We start from the raw sequence: 13,707 nt of genomic DNA, 5'->3' as shown, positions 1-13,707 counted from the left end.
TCCCACCGCCTCGGCACCGCCGGAATGACGGTCCGAACCGTGCCCGTACGAGACGTTGTCGCAGGAGCCGCCGGTCGCGCGGTTGAGCACCCCGACCACGTCGCCGGTGTTGCCGCACACGTTCACCGGCGCCGACACCGGCACCGACACGTTGTTCCCGGCCAGCAGACGGGAGGACTCCTCACTCGTTCCCACCGCCTCGGCACCGCCGGAATGACGGTCCGAACCGTGCCCGTACGAGACGTTGTCGCAGGAGCCGCCGGTCGCGCGGTTGAGCACCCCGATCACGCCGATGGTGTTGCCGCACACGTTCACGGGCACCGACACCGGCACCGATACGTTGTTCCCGGCCAGCGGACCGGAGGAGTCCTCGGTGGCTGCCACCGCGGTCGAGTCGGCAAGGGCGGGGGTTCCGGACAGGGACAGAATGCCCGTGGCGGCGGCCGCCGCGAACACTCCCCTGCTCAGGGTCTGTCGCAATGTGCTGATCTTCCTGCTCGAAGAAGTGGGAAAGCCGACCCTGGAACGGAGACCGAAGTCCAAGGCCGACCATGACATAGCCGGAAGGCCGGTGCGGGCGCCTCGCCCGTCCGCTTTGCGTCACTACACGACCGTGCGAGCCGTAAAACTTGAGCACCGCACGTTCCTTTCTCGTGGCATCGCAGCCCTACTGCTCCATCAACCCGACGGACGAGCATCGGTTGCGCAAGTTCACCCGGTTGGACCGCCAAGTGTTCGGTTGGCGGTGCATCGGCGGCCCGCCCGTTTCGCATCCCGCCCGGATCAACGCCCCGCCGCGTACAACGTCTCGATCTCCTCCGCGTAAGCCGCCACCGCCGCGTGCCGCTTCACCTTCAGCGACGGGGTCAGCAGCCCGTTCTCCTCGGTGAACTCGCCCTCGACCAACCGGAAGGCGCGGATCGACTCGGCGCGGGAGACCGCCGCGTTGGCGTGGTCCACGGCCTTCTGGACGTCGGCCCGCATCCTCTCGTCGCGTACGACCTCGGACCTCGGGGTGTCGGCGGGCAGCTTCCGGACCGACAGCCAGTGGGCGACGGCGTCCGGGTCGAGGGTGATCAGGGCACCGACGAAGGGGCGGTTGTCGCCGACGACGAGGCACTGCGCGACGGGCGGGCGGCTGCGCAGGCGGTCCTCCAGGACGGCCGGGGAGACGTTCTTGCCGCCGGAGGTGACCAGCAGGTCCTTCTTGCGGCCGGTGATGGTGAGGTAGCCGTCGTCGTCGAGGGCGCCGAGGTCGCCGGTGGCGAACCAGCCGTCGGTGAGGACGGCGTCGGTAGCCTCCCGGTCGCCCCGGTAGGCGCCGAAGACGATGCCGCCCTTGACCAGCACCTCGCCGTCGTCCGCGATGCGCACGGCGGTGCCGGGGACCGGCGGGCCGACGGTGCCGGGGCGGGGGCCGAGCGGCGGGACGATGGTGGCGGCGGCGGTGGTCTCGGTGAGGCCGTAGCCCTCGTAGACCATGATTCCGGCGGCGTAGAAGAAGAGGTTGAGGTCGCGGTCGAGGGGGGAGCCGCCGCTGATGGCGTAGCGCATCCGGCCGCCCAGTTCGGCCCGCACCCGCCGGTAGACCAGCAGGTCGTACAGGGCCCAGCCGGCCCACAGGCCGGGGGCGGGGCCCTTGCCGCGGCCGAGGAAGCGTTCCAGGTGGGCGCCGCCGAAGCGGACGGCGAGGCGGTGGGCGCGCTCGAAGGAGGCGCCGCGGCCGATCTTCTCGGCGGTCGCCCGGCCGGTGTCGTGGATCTTCTCGAAGAGGTACGGGACGCCGACCAGGAAGGTGGGGCGGAACGACTTGAGCGCGGGGCGCAGTTCGTCGGGCTTGATGCTCGGGAAGTGGCCGATCTCGATGCGGGCCAGCAGGCAGGCGATCTGGATGGTGCGACCCAGGATGTGGGCGAGCGGCAGGAAGAGGAGCGTCGAGGCGGCCTGGCCGGTGACCTCCTTGAAGATCGGGTGCAGCAGCTCGACCGTGTTGGCGGCCTCGGCGTGCAGGTTGGCGTGGGTGAGGACGCAGCCCTTGGGGCGGCCGGTGGTGCCGGAGGTGTAGCAGACGGTCGCCACCGTGTCCGGAGCCAGGGCGCTGCGGCGCTTGGTGACCTCCTCGTCGCTCACGCCCAGGCCCAGGGCGGTGAGGTCGGCGAGCGCGCCGGCGTCGAGTTCCCAGGCGCGCGGGCGCTCGGGGTGGGCGGCGGTGCCGGCCAGGGCCGTGGCGGTGTTGGCGGCGGTCTCGGTGACGAGGTGCCGGGCGCCGGAGTCGCGGACGATCCACTCGACCTGGTCGGCGGAGGAGGTGGCGTAGACGGGAACGGTCTGACCGCCGGCCGCCCAGATCGCGAAGTCCAGGACGGTCCACTCGTAGCGGGTGCGGGACATGACGGCGACCCGCCCGCCGGGTTCCAGGCCGGCCGCGATCAGGCCCTTGGCCACGGCGGTCACCTCACGGGCGAACCCGGCCGCGGTGACGGGCCGCCAGACGCCGTCCACCTCGCGGCGCAGGACCACCGCGTCGGGGGCCTCGGCCGCGTTGGTGAACGGGATGTCGGCGGTGCTGCCCGTGGTGGGGCGGGGCGCGAGGGGTGCGGTGCGGGCCTCGCGGACGGCGCCGTAGGCGTCCCTGACGGTCTCGGTGCTCGCGCGGGACACCAGGTCACCGCGGTGTCTCGCCCGTTCCAGGTCCTTGCGTACGCCCATGTCGGCTCCCGGTCGCTGATCGGCTGGGGTTGTGTCGTGCGCACCCACACTTGCTTACTCCTGAGTAAACTTACTCAGGAGTAAGCGTAGGTCAATGGGTACGGGCGGACCCAGGCGGCTCAGGTCAGCCGGTTCGCCGTGCCGATCGCCTCGGCCAGCCGCCGGACGTCCTCGTCCTTGGTGCGGCCGGCCAGGGAGTCGGCGCGCTCGGCGAGTTCGCCGAGGCCCGGCGCGCCCGGCAAGGAGCCGTGGCGGGTGTCGCCGGCGTCGTGGGAGGGCGAGGAGGAGCGGAGCGCGTCGGCGAAGTAGGCGGCGGTCGCGGTGACCCGCAGGCCGCGGTCCGCCTCCCAGACCGAGTCGCCGAGGGCGTCGGTCTCCACGTCGCCGGACTCCTCGTGCGGGGTGCGGCTGCCGGGGTCGAGCCAGCGGACGGTGGCCGTCGCGAGGTGCCCGTCGGCGCCGGGCCGGGTGCGCACGGCGTACAGCGCGGTGACGGTGTGGCCGGGGCCGACCTCGCCGCCGTCGACGCGGTCGTCGCGGAAGTCCTCGTCGGCGACCTGCCGGTTGTCGTAGCCGACGAGGCGGAACTCGGCGACCGTCTCCGGGTCGAAGGCGACCTGGGCCTTGGCGTCGCGGGCGGTCAGCTCGATGTGGCGCGGGAGCTGCTCGCAGAAGACCTCGCGGGCGTCCTCGGTGTCCGACACGTACGTGGTGTGGCCGTCGCCCTTGTCGGCGAGGCGTTCCATCAGGGCGTCGCCGTAGTCGCTGCCGACGCCGACTCCGAAGAGGGTGATGCCGTGCTCGCGGCGCTCGTCCGCGATGCGTTCGAGGATGGTGTCCGCGTCGGTGTCGCCGGTGTTGGCGAGGGCGTCGGAGACGAGGACGACGCGGCTGGTGGCGCCCTCGCGGCGGCCCTCGACGGCGGTGTCGTAGCCGGTCTCGACGCCCGCGCCGAGGTTGGTGGACTCGGTCGGCTCCAGGCTGTCGATCGCGTCGTGGACCCGGCCGCGGTGATCGCCGAGCCGGGTCATCGGCAGCACCGTCTCGGCCTCGTCGCTGAAGGTGACCAGCGCGACCGAGTCGTCGTCGCGCAGCTGGTCGGTCATGGTGCCGAGGGACTCCTGGGCGAGGTCCAGGCGGCCGGGCTCGCCCATCGAGCCCGAGACGTCGATGACGAACGTCAGGGCGGCCGGCGGGCGTTCGCCGCGCTGCTCGGCGGTGCGGGTGGCGAGGCCCACGCGGACCAGCGACCAGTCCTCCGCGTCGGTGCGGGCGCCGTCCACGCTCACCGTGAAGCCGTCGCCGTCGGGACGGTCGTAGTCCTGGCGGAAGCTGTTGACGAACTCCTCGGGGCGGACCGTCGACGGGTCGGGCAGCCGGCCCTCGGAGAGGGTGCGGCGGGCGTAGCCGTAGGAGGCGGTGTCGACGTCGAGGGCGAAGGTGGAGAGGTGGTCCGGGTCGGGGGCGATCTCGCGGGAGTCGCCGTTCTTCTCCCCTTCGCCGGTGCTCGTGCCGCCGTCGTAGCGCTGCTCCCCCTCGCCGCGCGGGCGGTCGGGTGCGGGTGCGTAGCCGCCGCCCCGGGAGTCGGCGGCGGTGTCCTTCGCGCCCTGGGCCGCGTCGTCCCCTCCCCCGCAGCCGGTGAGCAGCAGGCCGCCCGCCGCCGTGAGCGCGAGCAGCGCGCCGACCGGCCTTCGTGTCCGGTACCGCTTCATCGTCCCTACCCCCTGGTTCCGTTGACGCCGACGTACGTGACTGTGACGGCGGGGCGGGGCGGAACGTGCGGGACGGGGCGTCACGGGTGCGTCTCGAAGTGGGCACGGCGGCGTGCCGGCGAGACCGGTGGGTGACCCTCCGGTGACCGGACCGAGGTCCCGAGGCCCGGCCCGGCCCGGCGCCGGTCGTCCTAGGACACCACGTCCTTGCGGGAGAAGTTCCGGAAGGCCAGGGCGAACAGGACCAGTGCGTACGTCACCGACAGCGAGGTGCCCTGGATCAGGCGGGTCCAGTCCAGCTCGGGGCGGACCGTGTCGAGCCAGGCGTACTGCCAGTGGGCGGGCAGGAAGTCGCGCCAGTCGCCGAGGGCGGTCACCTCGTCCAGGACGTTGCCGATGATGGTCAGGCCGACCGCGCCGCCGACCGCGCCGAGCGGCGCGTCGGTCTTGGTGGAGAGCCAGAACGCCAGTGCGGCGGTGACCAGTTGCGAGACGAAGACGTACGCCACCGTGAGGGCGAGGCGCTCGGCCGCGGTGCCGGTGGGCAGGCTGCCGCCGGTGGGCAGTTCCAGCGGGCCCCAGCCGTAGGCGGCGGTGCCGACGGCGAGGGCGACCAGGGGCAGCAGGACGATCGCGGCGAGGCTGAGGGTGAGGGCGACGACCAGCTTGGACCAGAGCAGGCGGGCGCGGGGCACCGGCGCGGCGAGCAGGTAGCGCAGGGAGGACCAGCCGGCCTCGGAGGCGACCGTGTCCCCGAAGAACAGGGCGACGGGCACGACGAGCAGGAAGCCCGCGGAGGCGAAGAGGTTCACCGCGGCGAAGTTCGCCCCCGACGCGGTGGCCGAGTCCATCAGGCTGACCTGGTTGTTCGAGCCGCCCGGCTCGCCGCCGATCCGGAAGGCGACGAGCAGCACGAACGGGAGGGCGAACAGGATGCCGCCCATGACGAGGGTGCGCCGCCGCTTCAGCTGCCGGACCAGTTCGACCCGGACGGGCAGCGTGCGGCCCGCGCGGTAGCCCTCGGCGACCTCCTGGGCGCCGGTGGGCTCGGCGCGGTCGGCCAGCGTGCTCATGCCGAGTCTCCGATCAGGGTGAGGAAGGCGTCCTCAAGGCGCCGGTGGGGGCCCACCGACTCCACGGGCACGTCCAGGCGGACGAGTTCGGGGATGAGGTCGCGGGCGGTGCCGGTGCCGTCGAGGCGGACCAGCAGGCCGCCGTCGGTGGTGGCCGCCGAGGTCACGCCGGGCAGCGCGGCGACCTTCTCGACGAGGGGCGCGTCCACGCGCGCGTGGGTGCCCACCAGCAGGGTGTCCCCGGAGCCGACGATCTCGCCGACCGGGCCGGCCTGCACGAGCCGGCCGTGGTCCATCACCACCAGGTGGGTGCAGCTCTGCTCGACCTCGGACAGCAGGTGGCTGGAGACGATCACCGTGCGCCCGGCCGCCGCGTAGCGGATCATCACCTCGCGCATCTCGCGGATCTGGGGCGGGTCGAGGCCGTTGGTCGGCTCGTCCAGGATCAGCAGGTCGGGCAGGCCCAGCATGGCCTGGGCGATGGCCAGGCGCTGGCGCATGCCCTGGGAGTAGGTGCGCACCGCGCGGGCGAGCGCGTCGCCGAGGCCGGCGATCTCCAGGGCCTCGGCCAGGTGGGCGTCCTCGGCCGGGCGTCCGGTGGCCCGCCAGTACAGCTCCAGGTTCTCCCGGCCGGACAGGTGCGGCAGGAAGCCCGCGCCCTCGACGAACGCGCCGACGCGGGAGAGCACGGGGGCGCCGGGCGCGATGGCGTGGCCGAAGACGCGGATGTCGCCGCCGTCCGGCGCGATCAGGCCCATCAGCATGCGCAGGGTCGTCGTCTTGCCCGCGCCGTTGGGTCCGAGGAGGCCCAGCACCTGGCCCTTCTCCACGCGGAAGGACAGGTCCCGGACGGCGTACCGGTCGGCGGACTTGGCGTACCGCTTGGTCAGGTCGGTGATCTGGAGGGGTACGCCGGCCAGCGCGGGGTCGGGGGGCGGGGCCGAGGTGCGGCGGCGGGCGGTCAGCAGCAGGGCGGCGGCCACCGCTGCGCCCGCCAGGGGCGCCCACCAGACCCAGGCGGGCAGCCCGGCCGTCGCACCGGTGTCGCCGAGGGCGGTCGGCACCGACAGGCCGCCCTTGAGGGAGACGGTGTAGGTGGCGGGCGCGGCCGGTGAGGCGTAGCCGAGGTCGGTGGAGGCGAGGACCAGGCGCAGCTTGTGGCCGCGCTCCACCTCGTGGTCGACGGCGGGCAGGGTGACCGTCACGTCCTTGCCGGCCTTGGCGTCCTCCACCCTCAGCGGCGTGACCAGTTGGGAAGGGAGCACCTGCTGGGCGCCGCCGGGGCCGACGTCGTACACCTTGGCGAAGAGCACGGCGTCGTCGGCGGTGGACTGCACGCGGACGGTCGCGGTGGGCGAGCCGGTGATCTGGAGGTCCTCGCGCAGGGGCGCCGACTCGAAGGCCGCGAACTGGCCGGGGAAGTCGAGGGAGATGCCGACGCCGAGCGAGGAGAGCTGGGAGAGTCCGCCGGAGCCGCCGATGCCGGGCAGGGCGGAGACGGCGGGCGGGGCGGCCCCCGCCGGGTTCTCGAAGGTCTGCTCGCGTCCGCGCAGTTCGATCGCGCGCGGCTCGCCGCCGAGGCCGGGGTAGGAGTCGGCGCTCACGCCCTCCAGGCGGGGCTCGCCGTCGCCGCTGCCGGTGCCGACGGTGCGGGAGACGCGGAAGTCGGGGCCGGTGCCGGCCGACTCGTCGCCCTTCAGGTAGCGGTCGAACCACGCGCCGGTGCGGGCCTCGACCCGGCCGGTCTCCATGTCGCCGCCGTCGTGGCCGCCCGAGACCCAGTCGACGTCCACGGGGGCGCCGTTGGCGCGGATCGCCTTGGCGGCGGCGTCGGCCTGGCCGAGCGGGAAGAGGGAGTCGGTCTGGCCCTGGGTCAGCAGTGTCGGTACGTCGATCCGGTCGCCGACGGCCTGCGGGCTGCGCTCCTGGAGGAGCTTGACCGCCTCGGCGTCCGGCGTCCCGTTCTCGGCGACGCGCTGGTACATGCGGCAGAGTCCGGGCTCGAACTTCTCGCAGCCGCCGCCCATGTTGACGAAGATGCCGGCCCAGAGCTTCTTGAAGACGCCGTTCGGGAAGAGGGCGTCCGCCAGGTTCCAGTACGTGATGGCGGGGGCGATGGCGTCCACCCGGTCGTCGTGTCCGGCGGCCAACAGCGCGACGGCGCCGCCGTAGGAGCCCCCGGCCATGCCCACGCGCGGGTCGCCCTTGCCGTCCAGCCGGACCTCGGACCGCCCGGCGAGCCAGTCGATGAGCCGGGAGACGTCGGCGACCTCGCCGTCCGGGGCGTTGAGCCCGATCTTCCCGGTCGACCTGCCGAAGCCGCGCGCCGACCATGTCAGGACCGCGTACCCGTCCTGGGCGAGGCGCTCCGCCTGGTCCCGTACGTCGGACTTGCTGCCGCCGAAGCCGTGCGCGAGCAGGACCGCCGGGCGGCGGCCGTCGGAGCCGGCCGTGAAGTACGAGGTGTCCAGGCGCACCCCGTCGTCCACTTCCACGACCCGGTCGGCGCGGTGCACCGGGGGCGGGTCGTCGCCGGCGACGGCCGTCCAGGTCCCGGCGCCGGCGAGCACGACGACGGCGGCCGCGGCGGAGAGCATCCGCCGCGGCCCCCGTAGCAGCCCTCGCACGCGGGGCAGTCGAAGATCCATGCGTCAACGGTACGGGCAGCCGCCGACAACCGAGGCCCTCCCGGGGGTGAACCCCCGCCCCTCCCAGAGAAGTACGGGCACGGTGCCGCGTACCACGGACGCGGTAGGGGCTGTCGTTCGGATCAGCCCGGTCCTCACGGGCGGTGCTGCTGAACGCCGTGAGCGGGGCGTGGTGCGTGCAGCTGCAAGGCGGAGGAGGGCGGACAGGGCGGAGCCCTGGCAACCGACGACAACGCCGCTGGGGGTACCTCCCACGCCCTTAAGGCAGTGGGGCCACGCCCCGCGTCCCCGGGATGATCCAAACGACAGCCCCTAGGGCCGGGTCACGGTCCCGCGGGCTCCCGTACGTCGTCGGGGACGGAGACCAGCCAGCGAGTGTCGCGGCGCGGGCGCAGGTACAGGGCCCAGTAGAGGGTGGCGACGGCCGTGATGCCGCCGGTCCACAGCAGGTGGGCCGCCTCCTGCTGGGTCAGCACGTAGGCGAGGACCGCGATCAGCAGGACCGGCACCGCCGGCCACAGGGGCATGCGCCACGCGTGCGCGTGCCGGTGGGCGCCGCGCCGGGCGAGCAGGGCGGCGACCGCGACGAGCAGGTACATGGCGGTGACGGAGACGCCGGTGACGCCGTACAGGGTGTCCAGGTCGACGAAGCACAGCGCGGCGCCGGGCACGCCGACGGCGAGGGTGGCGACCCACGGGGAGCCGAACCGGCCGAGCCTGGCGAAGAGCCGGTTGACCGGCGCGGGCCACGCCTTGTCGCGGGCGGAGGCGAACAGGACGCGCGAGTTCTGGATGACCATCACGATGCCGGCGTTGATGATGGCGAGGGCCACGCAGAGGCTGACGAAGGTGCCGACGGCGGAGTTGGACCAGGCGGTGACCATGGCGCCGATGTCGCCGCCGGTCAGCTCCGCGAGGTCGGAGGCGCCGAGGGTGATGGCGACGACCGGGACGAGGATGATCACGGCGGAGATGCCGAGGGTGGCGAGCACGGTGCGGGCGACGTTACGGCGCGGGTTCTCCAACTCCTCGGAGAGGTAGACCGCGGTGGAGAAGCCCTGGGTGACGAACAGGGCGATGGCGAGCCCGGAGACGACCAGCATCCCCGTCACGGGGTCCGCGCCGCCGTCCGCGCCGCCCACCTCCATGGTGGCGAGGCTGCCGAGGCCCCGCTCGCCGTGGGCGAAGCCCAGCACCGCGACGACGGCCGCGGCGATGACCTCCAGGACCAGGAAGACGCCGGTGATCCAGGCGTTGGCGCGCAGGTCGAGCAGGCCTGCGAGGGTGGCCAGCGCCATGACGCCGGCGCCCGCGAGGGACGGGTCGAGGTGCACGACCGGGGCGAGGTAGTCGGCGGTGCCCATCGCGATCACCGGCGGCACGATCATGACGACCAGCAGGGACAGCACGAAGACCAGCCAGCCCGCCAGCCGTCCGGCGAGGGTCGTCACCATGGCGTACTCGCCGCCCGCGCTGGGGATGAGGGTGCCCAGCTCCGAGTAGCAGAACGCCACGGCGACGCAGAGGAGCGAGCCGACGGCGATGGTCAGGGCGGTGGCGGTGCCGAGCGAGCCGAACAGGTCGGGGACGACCACGAACAGCGTGGAGGCGGGGGTCACGCACGAGAGCGTGAGGAGCGTGCCGCCGACGACCCCGATGGACCGCTTCAGCGTCCCCGACCGGTCCCGATGGTCCCCGTGTTCCTCGGGTGCCGTCGCGGCGGTCTCTACGGGGCGGAGCGTGTCGGTCATGCGGCGGTTCCGATCGACTCGTGCGGCGTGCGGCGTGGTTCGCAGGGGAACGCCAGCGCCTCCGGTCCGTTCCCGAGGCAAGATGGAATACCGACGGAAACCAGTGCGTCAATGGCAGTTCAGCTACGGAATCAGTTGTCTGATGCGCACCCGACTTCCGAAAACAGCATCAGATGCGTAGCCCGTCTGCCGTTCCGGGTGCACGGGATCCGTAGCGAACGGAGCGAAAAAAGTACGGCCGTCCGAATACCGGACGGCCGTACGGGGCTTTCGCCCTCGGGAGTGCCTCAGTGGTTGCGCGGGAAGCCCAGGTCCACGCCGGCGGGGGCGTCGGCCGGGTCCGGCCAGCGGGTGGTGACGACCTTGCCGCGGGTGTAGAAGTGCGTGCCGTCGTTGCCGTAGATGTGGTGGTCTCCGAAGAGCGAGTCCTTCCAGCCGCCGAAGGAGTGGTAGCCCACGGGGACCGGGATCGGGACGTTCACGCCGACCATGCCGGCCTCGATCTCCAGCTGGAAGCGGCGGGCCGCGCCGCCGTCCCGGGTGAAGATCGCGGTGCCGTTGCCGAACGGCGAGGCGTTGATGAGGGCGACGCCCTCCTCGTAGGTGTCCGCGCGCAGCACGCACAGCACCGGGCCGAAGATCTCGTCCTGGTAGGCCTTCGCCGTGGTCGGCACCCGGTCGAGCAGGGAGATGCCGATCCAGTGGCCGTCCTCGTGACCGTCGACCGTGTGCCCGGTGCCGTCCAGGACGACCTCGCAGCCCTCGGCCGCCGCGCCCTCGACGTAGGAGGCGACCTTGTCGCGGTGCGCCTTGGTGATGAGCGGGCCCATCTCGGACGTCGGGTCGTTGCCGGGACCGATCTTGATCTTCTCGGCGCGCTCGCGGATCTTCTCGACCAGTTCGTCACCGACGGCGCCGACCGCGACGACCGCCGAGATCGCCATGCAGCGCTCGCCCGCGGAGCCGTAGGCCGCGCTCACGGCCGCGTCGGCCGCCGCGTCGAGGTCGGCGTCCGGCAGCACCAGCATGTGGTTCTTGGCGCCGCCCAGCGCCTGCACGCGCTTGCCGTTGGCCGAGGCGGTGGTGTGGATGTAGCGGGCGATCGGGGTCGAGCCGACGAAGGAGACGGCCTTGACGTCCGGGTGCTCCAGGAGGCGGTCCACGGCCACCTTGTCGCCGTGCACGACGTTGAAGACGCCGTCCGGCAGCCCGGCCTCGGACAGCAGCTCGGCGATCCGCACGGCCGCCGACGGGTCCTTCTCGCTCGGCTTGAGCACGAAGGTGTTGCCGCAGGCGATGGCGAGCGGGAACATCCACATCGGCACCATGGCCGGGAAGTTGAACGGCGTGATGCCGGCGACCACACCGAGCGGCTGGCGGATCGAGGACACGTCGACGCGGGTGGCGACCTCGGTGGACAGCTCGCCCTTGAGCTGCACGTTGATGCCGCAGGCCAGGTCGACGATCTCCAGGCCGCGGGCGACCTCGCCGAGCGCGTCGGAGTGCACCTTGCCGTGCTCGGCGGTGATCAGCTCGGCGATGTCGTCGCGGTGCGCGTCCAGCAGCGACCGGAACCTGAAGAGGATCGAGGTGCGCTGCGCCAGCGAGGACCGGCCCCAGGTCAGGTACGCCTCCTTGGCGACGGCGACCGCGGCGTCCACCTCGTCGACGGAGGCGAAGGCGACCTTGGTGGTGACCGCGCCGGTGGCCGGGTCGGTCACCGGCCCGTACGTGCCCGAGGCGCCTTCGGCGGACTTGCCGCCGATCCAGTGGTTGACGATGTTCGTCATGACCGAGAACTCCTTCACAGATGGCGGCGACGGGTCGAGACGTGCCGTTGGTGCTGCTCACGGGCCGTGACCGGCGACGGTCGGGTCGCGGTCTCGGCCATGACTCCATCCCACCAGCCGGGCGCCGCGGGCGCGCCCGACACTGTGTCTGCGGTTTGGGTGCCCGCGTAGACACGTGGGGCAGTGTGGGCGAGCCGTGACCCGGCCGGGCCCGGCGGGCCTCGACGGGGGGACCTCCGGCGCGGGGCCGGTGCGAGCGGGGAGTCGGCGCTCGTGCCTCGCTCCTGCCAGGGCGAGGCGGCCTTCCCGCGCCGGAGGCGTTCGGTGGGGGAACCGGCGACCGCGCGGGCGGACCGCGGTCCCCCGGCGATCAGGTCGTGCGCCATCGCGTTCCCTTCGTGCCCGCCCGTACGTCTCCCCGGTTTCTAGCCCCGCGCGTGCGGCCTGTCAATGTTTTGTCCGGACATTCGGACGACATGGCCCGAGTGACCCTCCGGGTGGCGGAGTCAACGAGACGCGCCGGTGCTCCGGCGTACGCCTTTGCTGCACTCGTGTCACAAAGGCATCCTTCGTGTCACACATGTCACGCGCACGCGGGTCTTCCGTCACACCCGGGAACGGCCCCTGACCGCCCCGCACTTCACGTCGTTCACCCGGCACAGGCTTGGTGATCGCCAGCGCAGCGCCCGGCTCCCCCCGGTGGCCGTCCCCGGCCGCCGCCGCGGCGCGCGCGGGGAGGTGCGACTAGTGACCGACCGAAGGCTCTGGTCCTACAAGGACATCGCGGCCCACATCCGGGTGCAGCCCGACACCGTGCGGTCGTACCGCAAGCACGGGCTGCTGCCACCGCCCGACCACGTGGAGGGCGGCAAGCCCTACTGGTACGCGGACACGATCCGGGCCTGGGTGGCGTCCCGGCCGCGCAACCGGAACCGGTAGCCGGGCGAACCGGTAGCCGGGCCGGGCCGCCCGGCAGAAAACCGTTCTGTGCCCCACGGCCGCGCGGGGCACAGTGCCGCCCATGGACTTCTCAGCGAAACCCGTCCTCACCGGCGAGAGGACCGTCCTGCGGCCGTTCACCGCGCGGGACGCCGACGTGATGTGGGAGATCGTCAACGACCCCGAGGTCGTCCGCTTCACGTTCGAGCCCGGCACCGAGATCACCCGGGAACGGCTGCGCTCCTGGTACGGCGTGCGCACCGCCGACCCCGACCGCCTGGACCTCGCGGTGACCGACCGCGCGACCGGCGAACTCGTCGGTGAGGTCGTCCTGTACGACTGGGACCCGGCCGCCCGCAGCTGCACCTTCCGCACCCTCATCGGGGCCCGGGGCCGCGGCCGGGGCCTGGGCAGCGAGGCGACCCGGCTCATCGTCGGCCACGCCTTCGAGCGGGTCGGCCTGCACCGCGTCCAGTTGGAGGTCTACGCCCACAACCAGCGGGCCCGCCGGGTGTACGAGAAGGCCGGCTTCGTAGTGGAGGGGATACGCCGGGAAGCGGCGCTGCGCGACGGCGTGTGGGTGGACGACGTGCTGATGGCGGTCCTCGACCACGAGTGGGCCGCGCACGGAGGCGTCGCGGGGGACGGGTGAGCTCGGGTGAGGTCGGGTGAGGTCCGCTTTCATACCCCCTAGGGGTACAGTGGAGGGTAAGTGGTCCACGCTGGACCACGGGTACCCGCCGTGCACACCCCGACGAGGAGTAACGACATGACCGCCCAGACCGACACCCAGGGCTCCGTCACCACCGTCTACAAGGTGAGCGGAATGAGTTGCGGACACTGCGAGGGCGCCGTCTCCGGCGAGATCTCCGAGATCGCGGGCGTCGCCTCGGTGCAGGCCGTCGCGTCCACCGGCGAGGTCACCGTCGTCTCGGGTACGCCGCTCGACGACGACGCCGTACGCGCCGCCGTGGACGAGGCCGGCTTCGAGCTCGTCGGCCGGGCCTAGGTCCTGTCTTAAATCGACCGTCGTGGGCCCCGAGGGGGGGGGCCCCGGGGGGATTTATCGCGAGGCGTGCCACCCC

The 13,707-nt window shown here is 72.9% G+C and carries 10 protein-coding genes and 1 pseudogene; 3 read left to right on the top strand and 8 right to left on the bottom strand.

Annotated elements, in window-relative coordinates:
• The 8 genes and pseudogenes from ACFWR9_RS29600 to ACFWR9_RS29565 form a co-directional block, all read right to left on the bottom strand.
• The coding region (locus ACFWR9_RS29600) for a chaplin (protein WP_383847175.1) at positions 1–480 on the bottom strand (480 nt) is incomplete at its 3' end.
• Positions 481–783: 303 nt separating this feature from the next.
• A complete protein-coding gene (locus ACFWR9_RS29595) occupies positions 784–2,709 on the bottom strand; it encodes an AMP-dependent synthetase/ligase (protein WP_383847173.1) in 1,926 nt (641 codons plus the stop codon).
• A 119-nt stretch (positions 2,710–2,828) separates the two neighbouring features.
• Positions 2,829–4,421: a von Willebrand factor type A domain-containing protein gene (locus tag ACFWR9_RS29590; protein ID WP_383847171.1), complete on the bottom strand. Its 1,593-nt coding sequence runs from the start codon at positions 4,419–4,421 to the stop codon at positions 2,829–2,831.
• A gap of 191 nt (positions 4,422–4,612) precedes the next feature.
• Entirely contained in the window at positions 4,613–5,494 is an 882-nt protein-coding gene (locus tag ACFWR9_RS29585; RefSeq protein WP_383847169.1) for an ABC transporter permease, read from the bottom strand.
• On the bottom strand, positions 5,491–8,142 hold the full coding sequence (locus ACFWR9_RS29580; RefSeq protein WP_383847167.1) for an alpha/beta fold hydrolase: 2,652 nt from the start codon (positions 8,140–8,142) through the stop codon (positions 5,491–5,493). Before ACFWR9_RS29580 ends, ACFWR9_RS29585 begins: the two co-directional genes overlap by 4 nt.
• A gap of 323 nt (positions 8,143–8,465) precedes the next feature.
• The gene (locus ACFWR9_RS29575) at positions 8,466–9,893 is read right to left on the bottom strand and encodes an APC family permease (RefSeq protein WP_383847165.1); all 1,428 of its coding nucleotides are present in this window, start codon (positions 9,891–9,893) and stop codon (positions 8,466–8,468) included.
• A 287-nt stretch (positions 9,894–10,180) separates the two neighbouring features.
• The gene (gene mmsA, locus ACFWR9_RS29570) at positions 10,181–11,683 is read right to left on the bottom strand and encodes a CoA-acylating methylmalonate-semialdehyde dehydrogenase (RefSeq protein WP_383847164.1); all 1,503 of its coding nucleotides are present in this window, start codon (positions 11,681–11,683) and stop codon (positions 10,181–10,183) included.
• 228 nt (positions 11,684–11,911) lie between these two features.
• Positions 11,912–12,002 (bottom strand): annotated as a pseudogene (locus ACFWR9_RS29565) (5-deoxy-glucuronate isomerase); the annotation flags it as partial.
• Between the two features lie 428 nt (positions 12,003–12,430).
• Here ACFWR9_RS29565 and ACFWR9_RS29560 point away from each other — a divergent pair.
• The 3 genes from ACFWR9_RS29560 (at position 12,431) to ACFWR9_RS29550 (ending at position 13,631) form a co-directional block, all read left to right on the top strand.
• A complete protein-coding gene (locus ACFWR9_RS29560; protein ID WP_161326861.1) occupies positions 12,431–12,622 on the top strand; it encodes an AlpA family transcriptional regulator in 192 nt (63 codons plus the stop codon).
• An 82-nt stretch (positions 12,623–12,704) separates the two neighbouring features.
• Positions 12,705–13,274, top strand: a complete 570-nt coding sequence (locus ACFWR9_RS29555; protein ID WP_383847162.1) for a GNAT family N-acetyltransferase — start codon at positions 12,705–12,707, stop codon at positions 13,272–13,274.
• Positions 13,275–13,391: 117 nt separating this feature from the next.
• On the top strand, positions 13,392–13,631 hold the full coding sequence (locus tag ACFWR9_RS29550; RefSeq protein ID WP_383847160.1) for a heavy-metal-associated domain-containing protein: 240 nt from the start codon (positions 13,392–13,394) through the stop codon (positions 13,629–13,631).
• The last annotated feature ends 76 nt before the right edge of the window (positions 13,632–13,707 follow it).

The organism is Streptomyces sp. NPDC058534, assembly GCF_042717365.1.
Classification (GTDB): Bacteria; Actinomycetota; Actinomycetes; order Streptomycetales; family Streptomycetaceae; genus Streptomyces.
This window is presented reverse-complemented; position numbering and strand designations above follow the sequence as displayed.

Bases quoted from the DNA above. Each gene is read 5' to 3' on its own strand.
- ACFWR9_RS29595 (WP_383847173.1), bottom strand. From the start codon at position 2,709: ATGGGCGTACGCAAGGACCTGGAACGGGCGAGACACCGCGGTGACCTG.
- ACFWR9_RS29590 (WP_383847171.1), bottom strand. From the start codon at position 4,421: ATGAAGCGGTACCGGACACGAAGGCCGGTCGGCGCGCTGCTCGCGCTC.
- ACFWR9_RS29585 (WP_383847169.1), bottom strand. From the start codon at position 5,494: ATGAGCACGCTGGCCGACCGCGCCGAGCCCACCGGCGCCCAGGAGGTC.
- ACFWR9_RS29580 (WP_383847167.1), bottom strand. From the start codon at position 8,142: ATGGATCTTCGACTGCCCCGCGTGCGAGGGCTGCTACGGGGGCCGCGG.
- ACFWR9_RS29575 (WP_383847165.1), bottom strand. From the start codon at position 9,893: ATGACCGACACGCTCCGCCCCGTAGAGACCGCCGCGACGGCACCCGAG.
- mmsA (WP_383847164.1), bottom strand. From the start codon at position 11,683: ATGACGAACATCGTCAACCACTGGATCGGCGGCAAGTCCGCCGAAGGC.
- ACFWR9_RS29555 (WP_383847162.1), top strand. From the start codon at position 12,705: ATGGACTTCTCAGCGAAACCCGTCCTCACCGGCGAGAGGACCGTCCTG.
- ACFWR9_RS29550 (WP_383847160.1), top strand. From the start codon at position 13,392: ATGACCGCCCAGACCGACACCCAGGGCTCCGTCACCACCGTCTACAAG.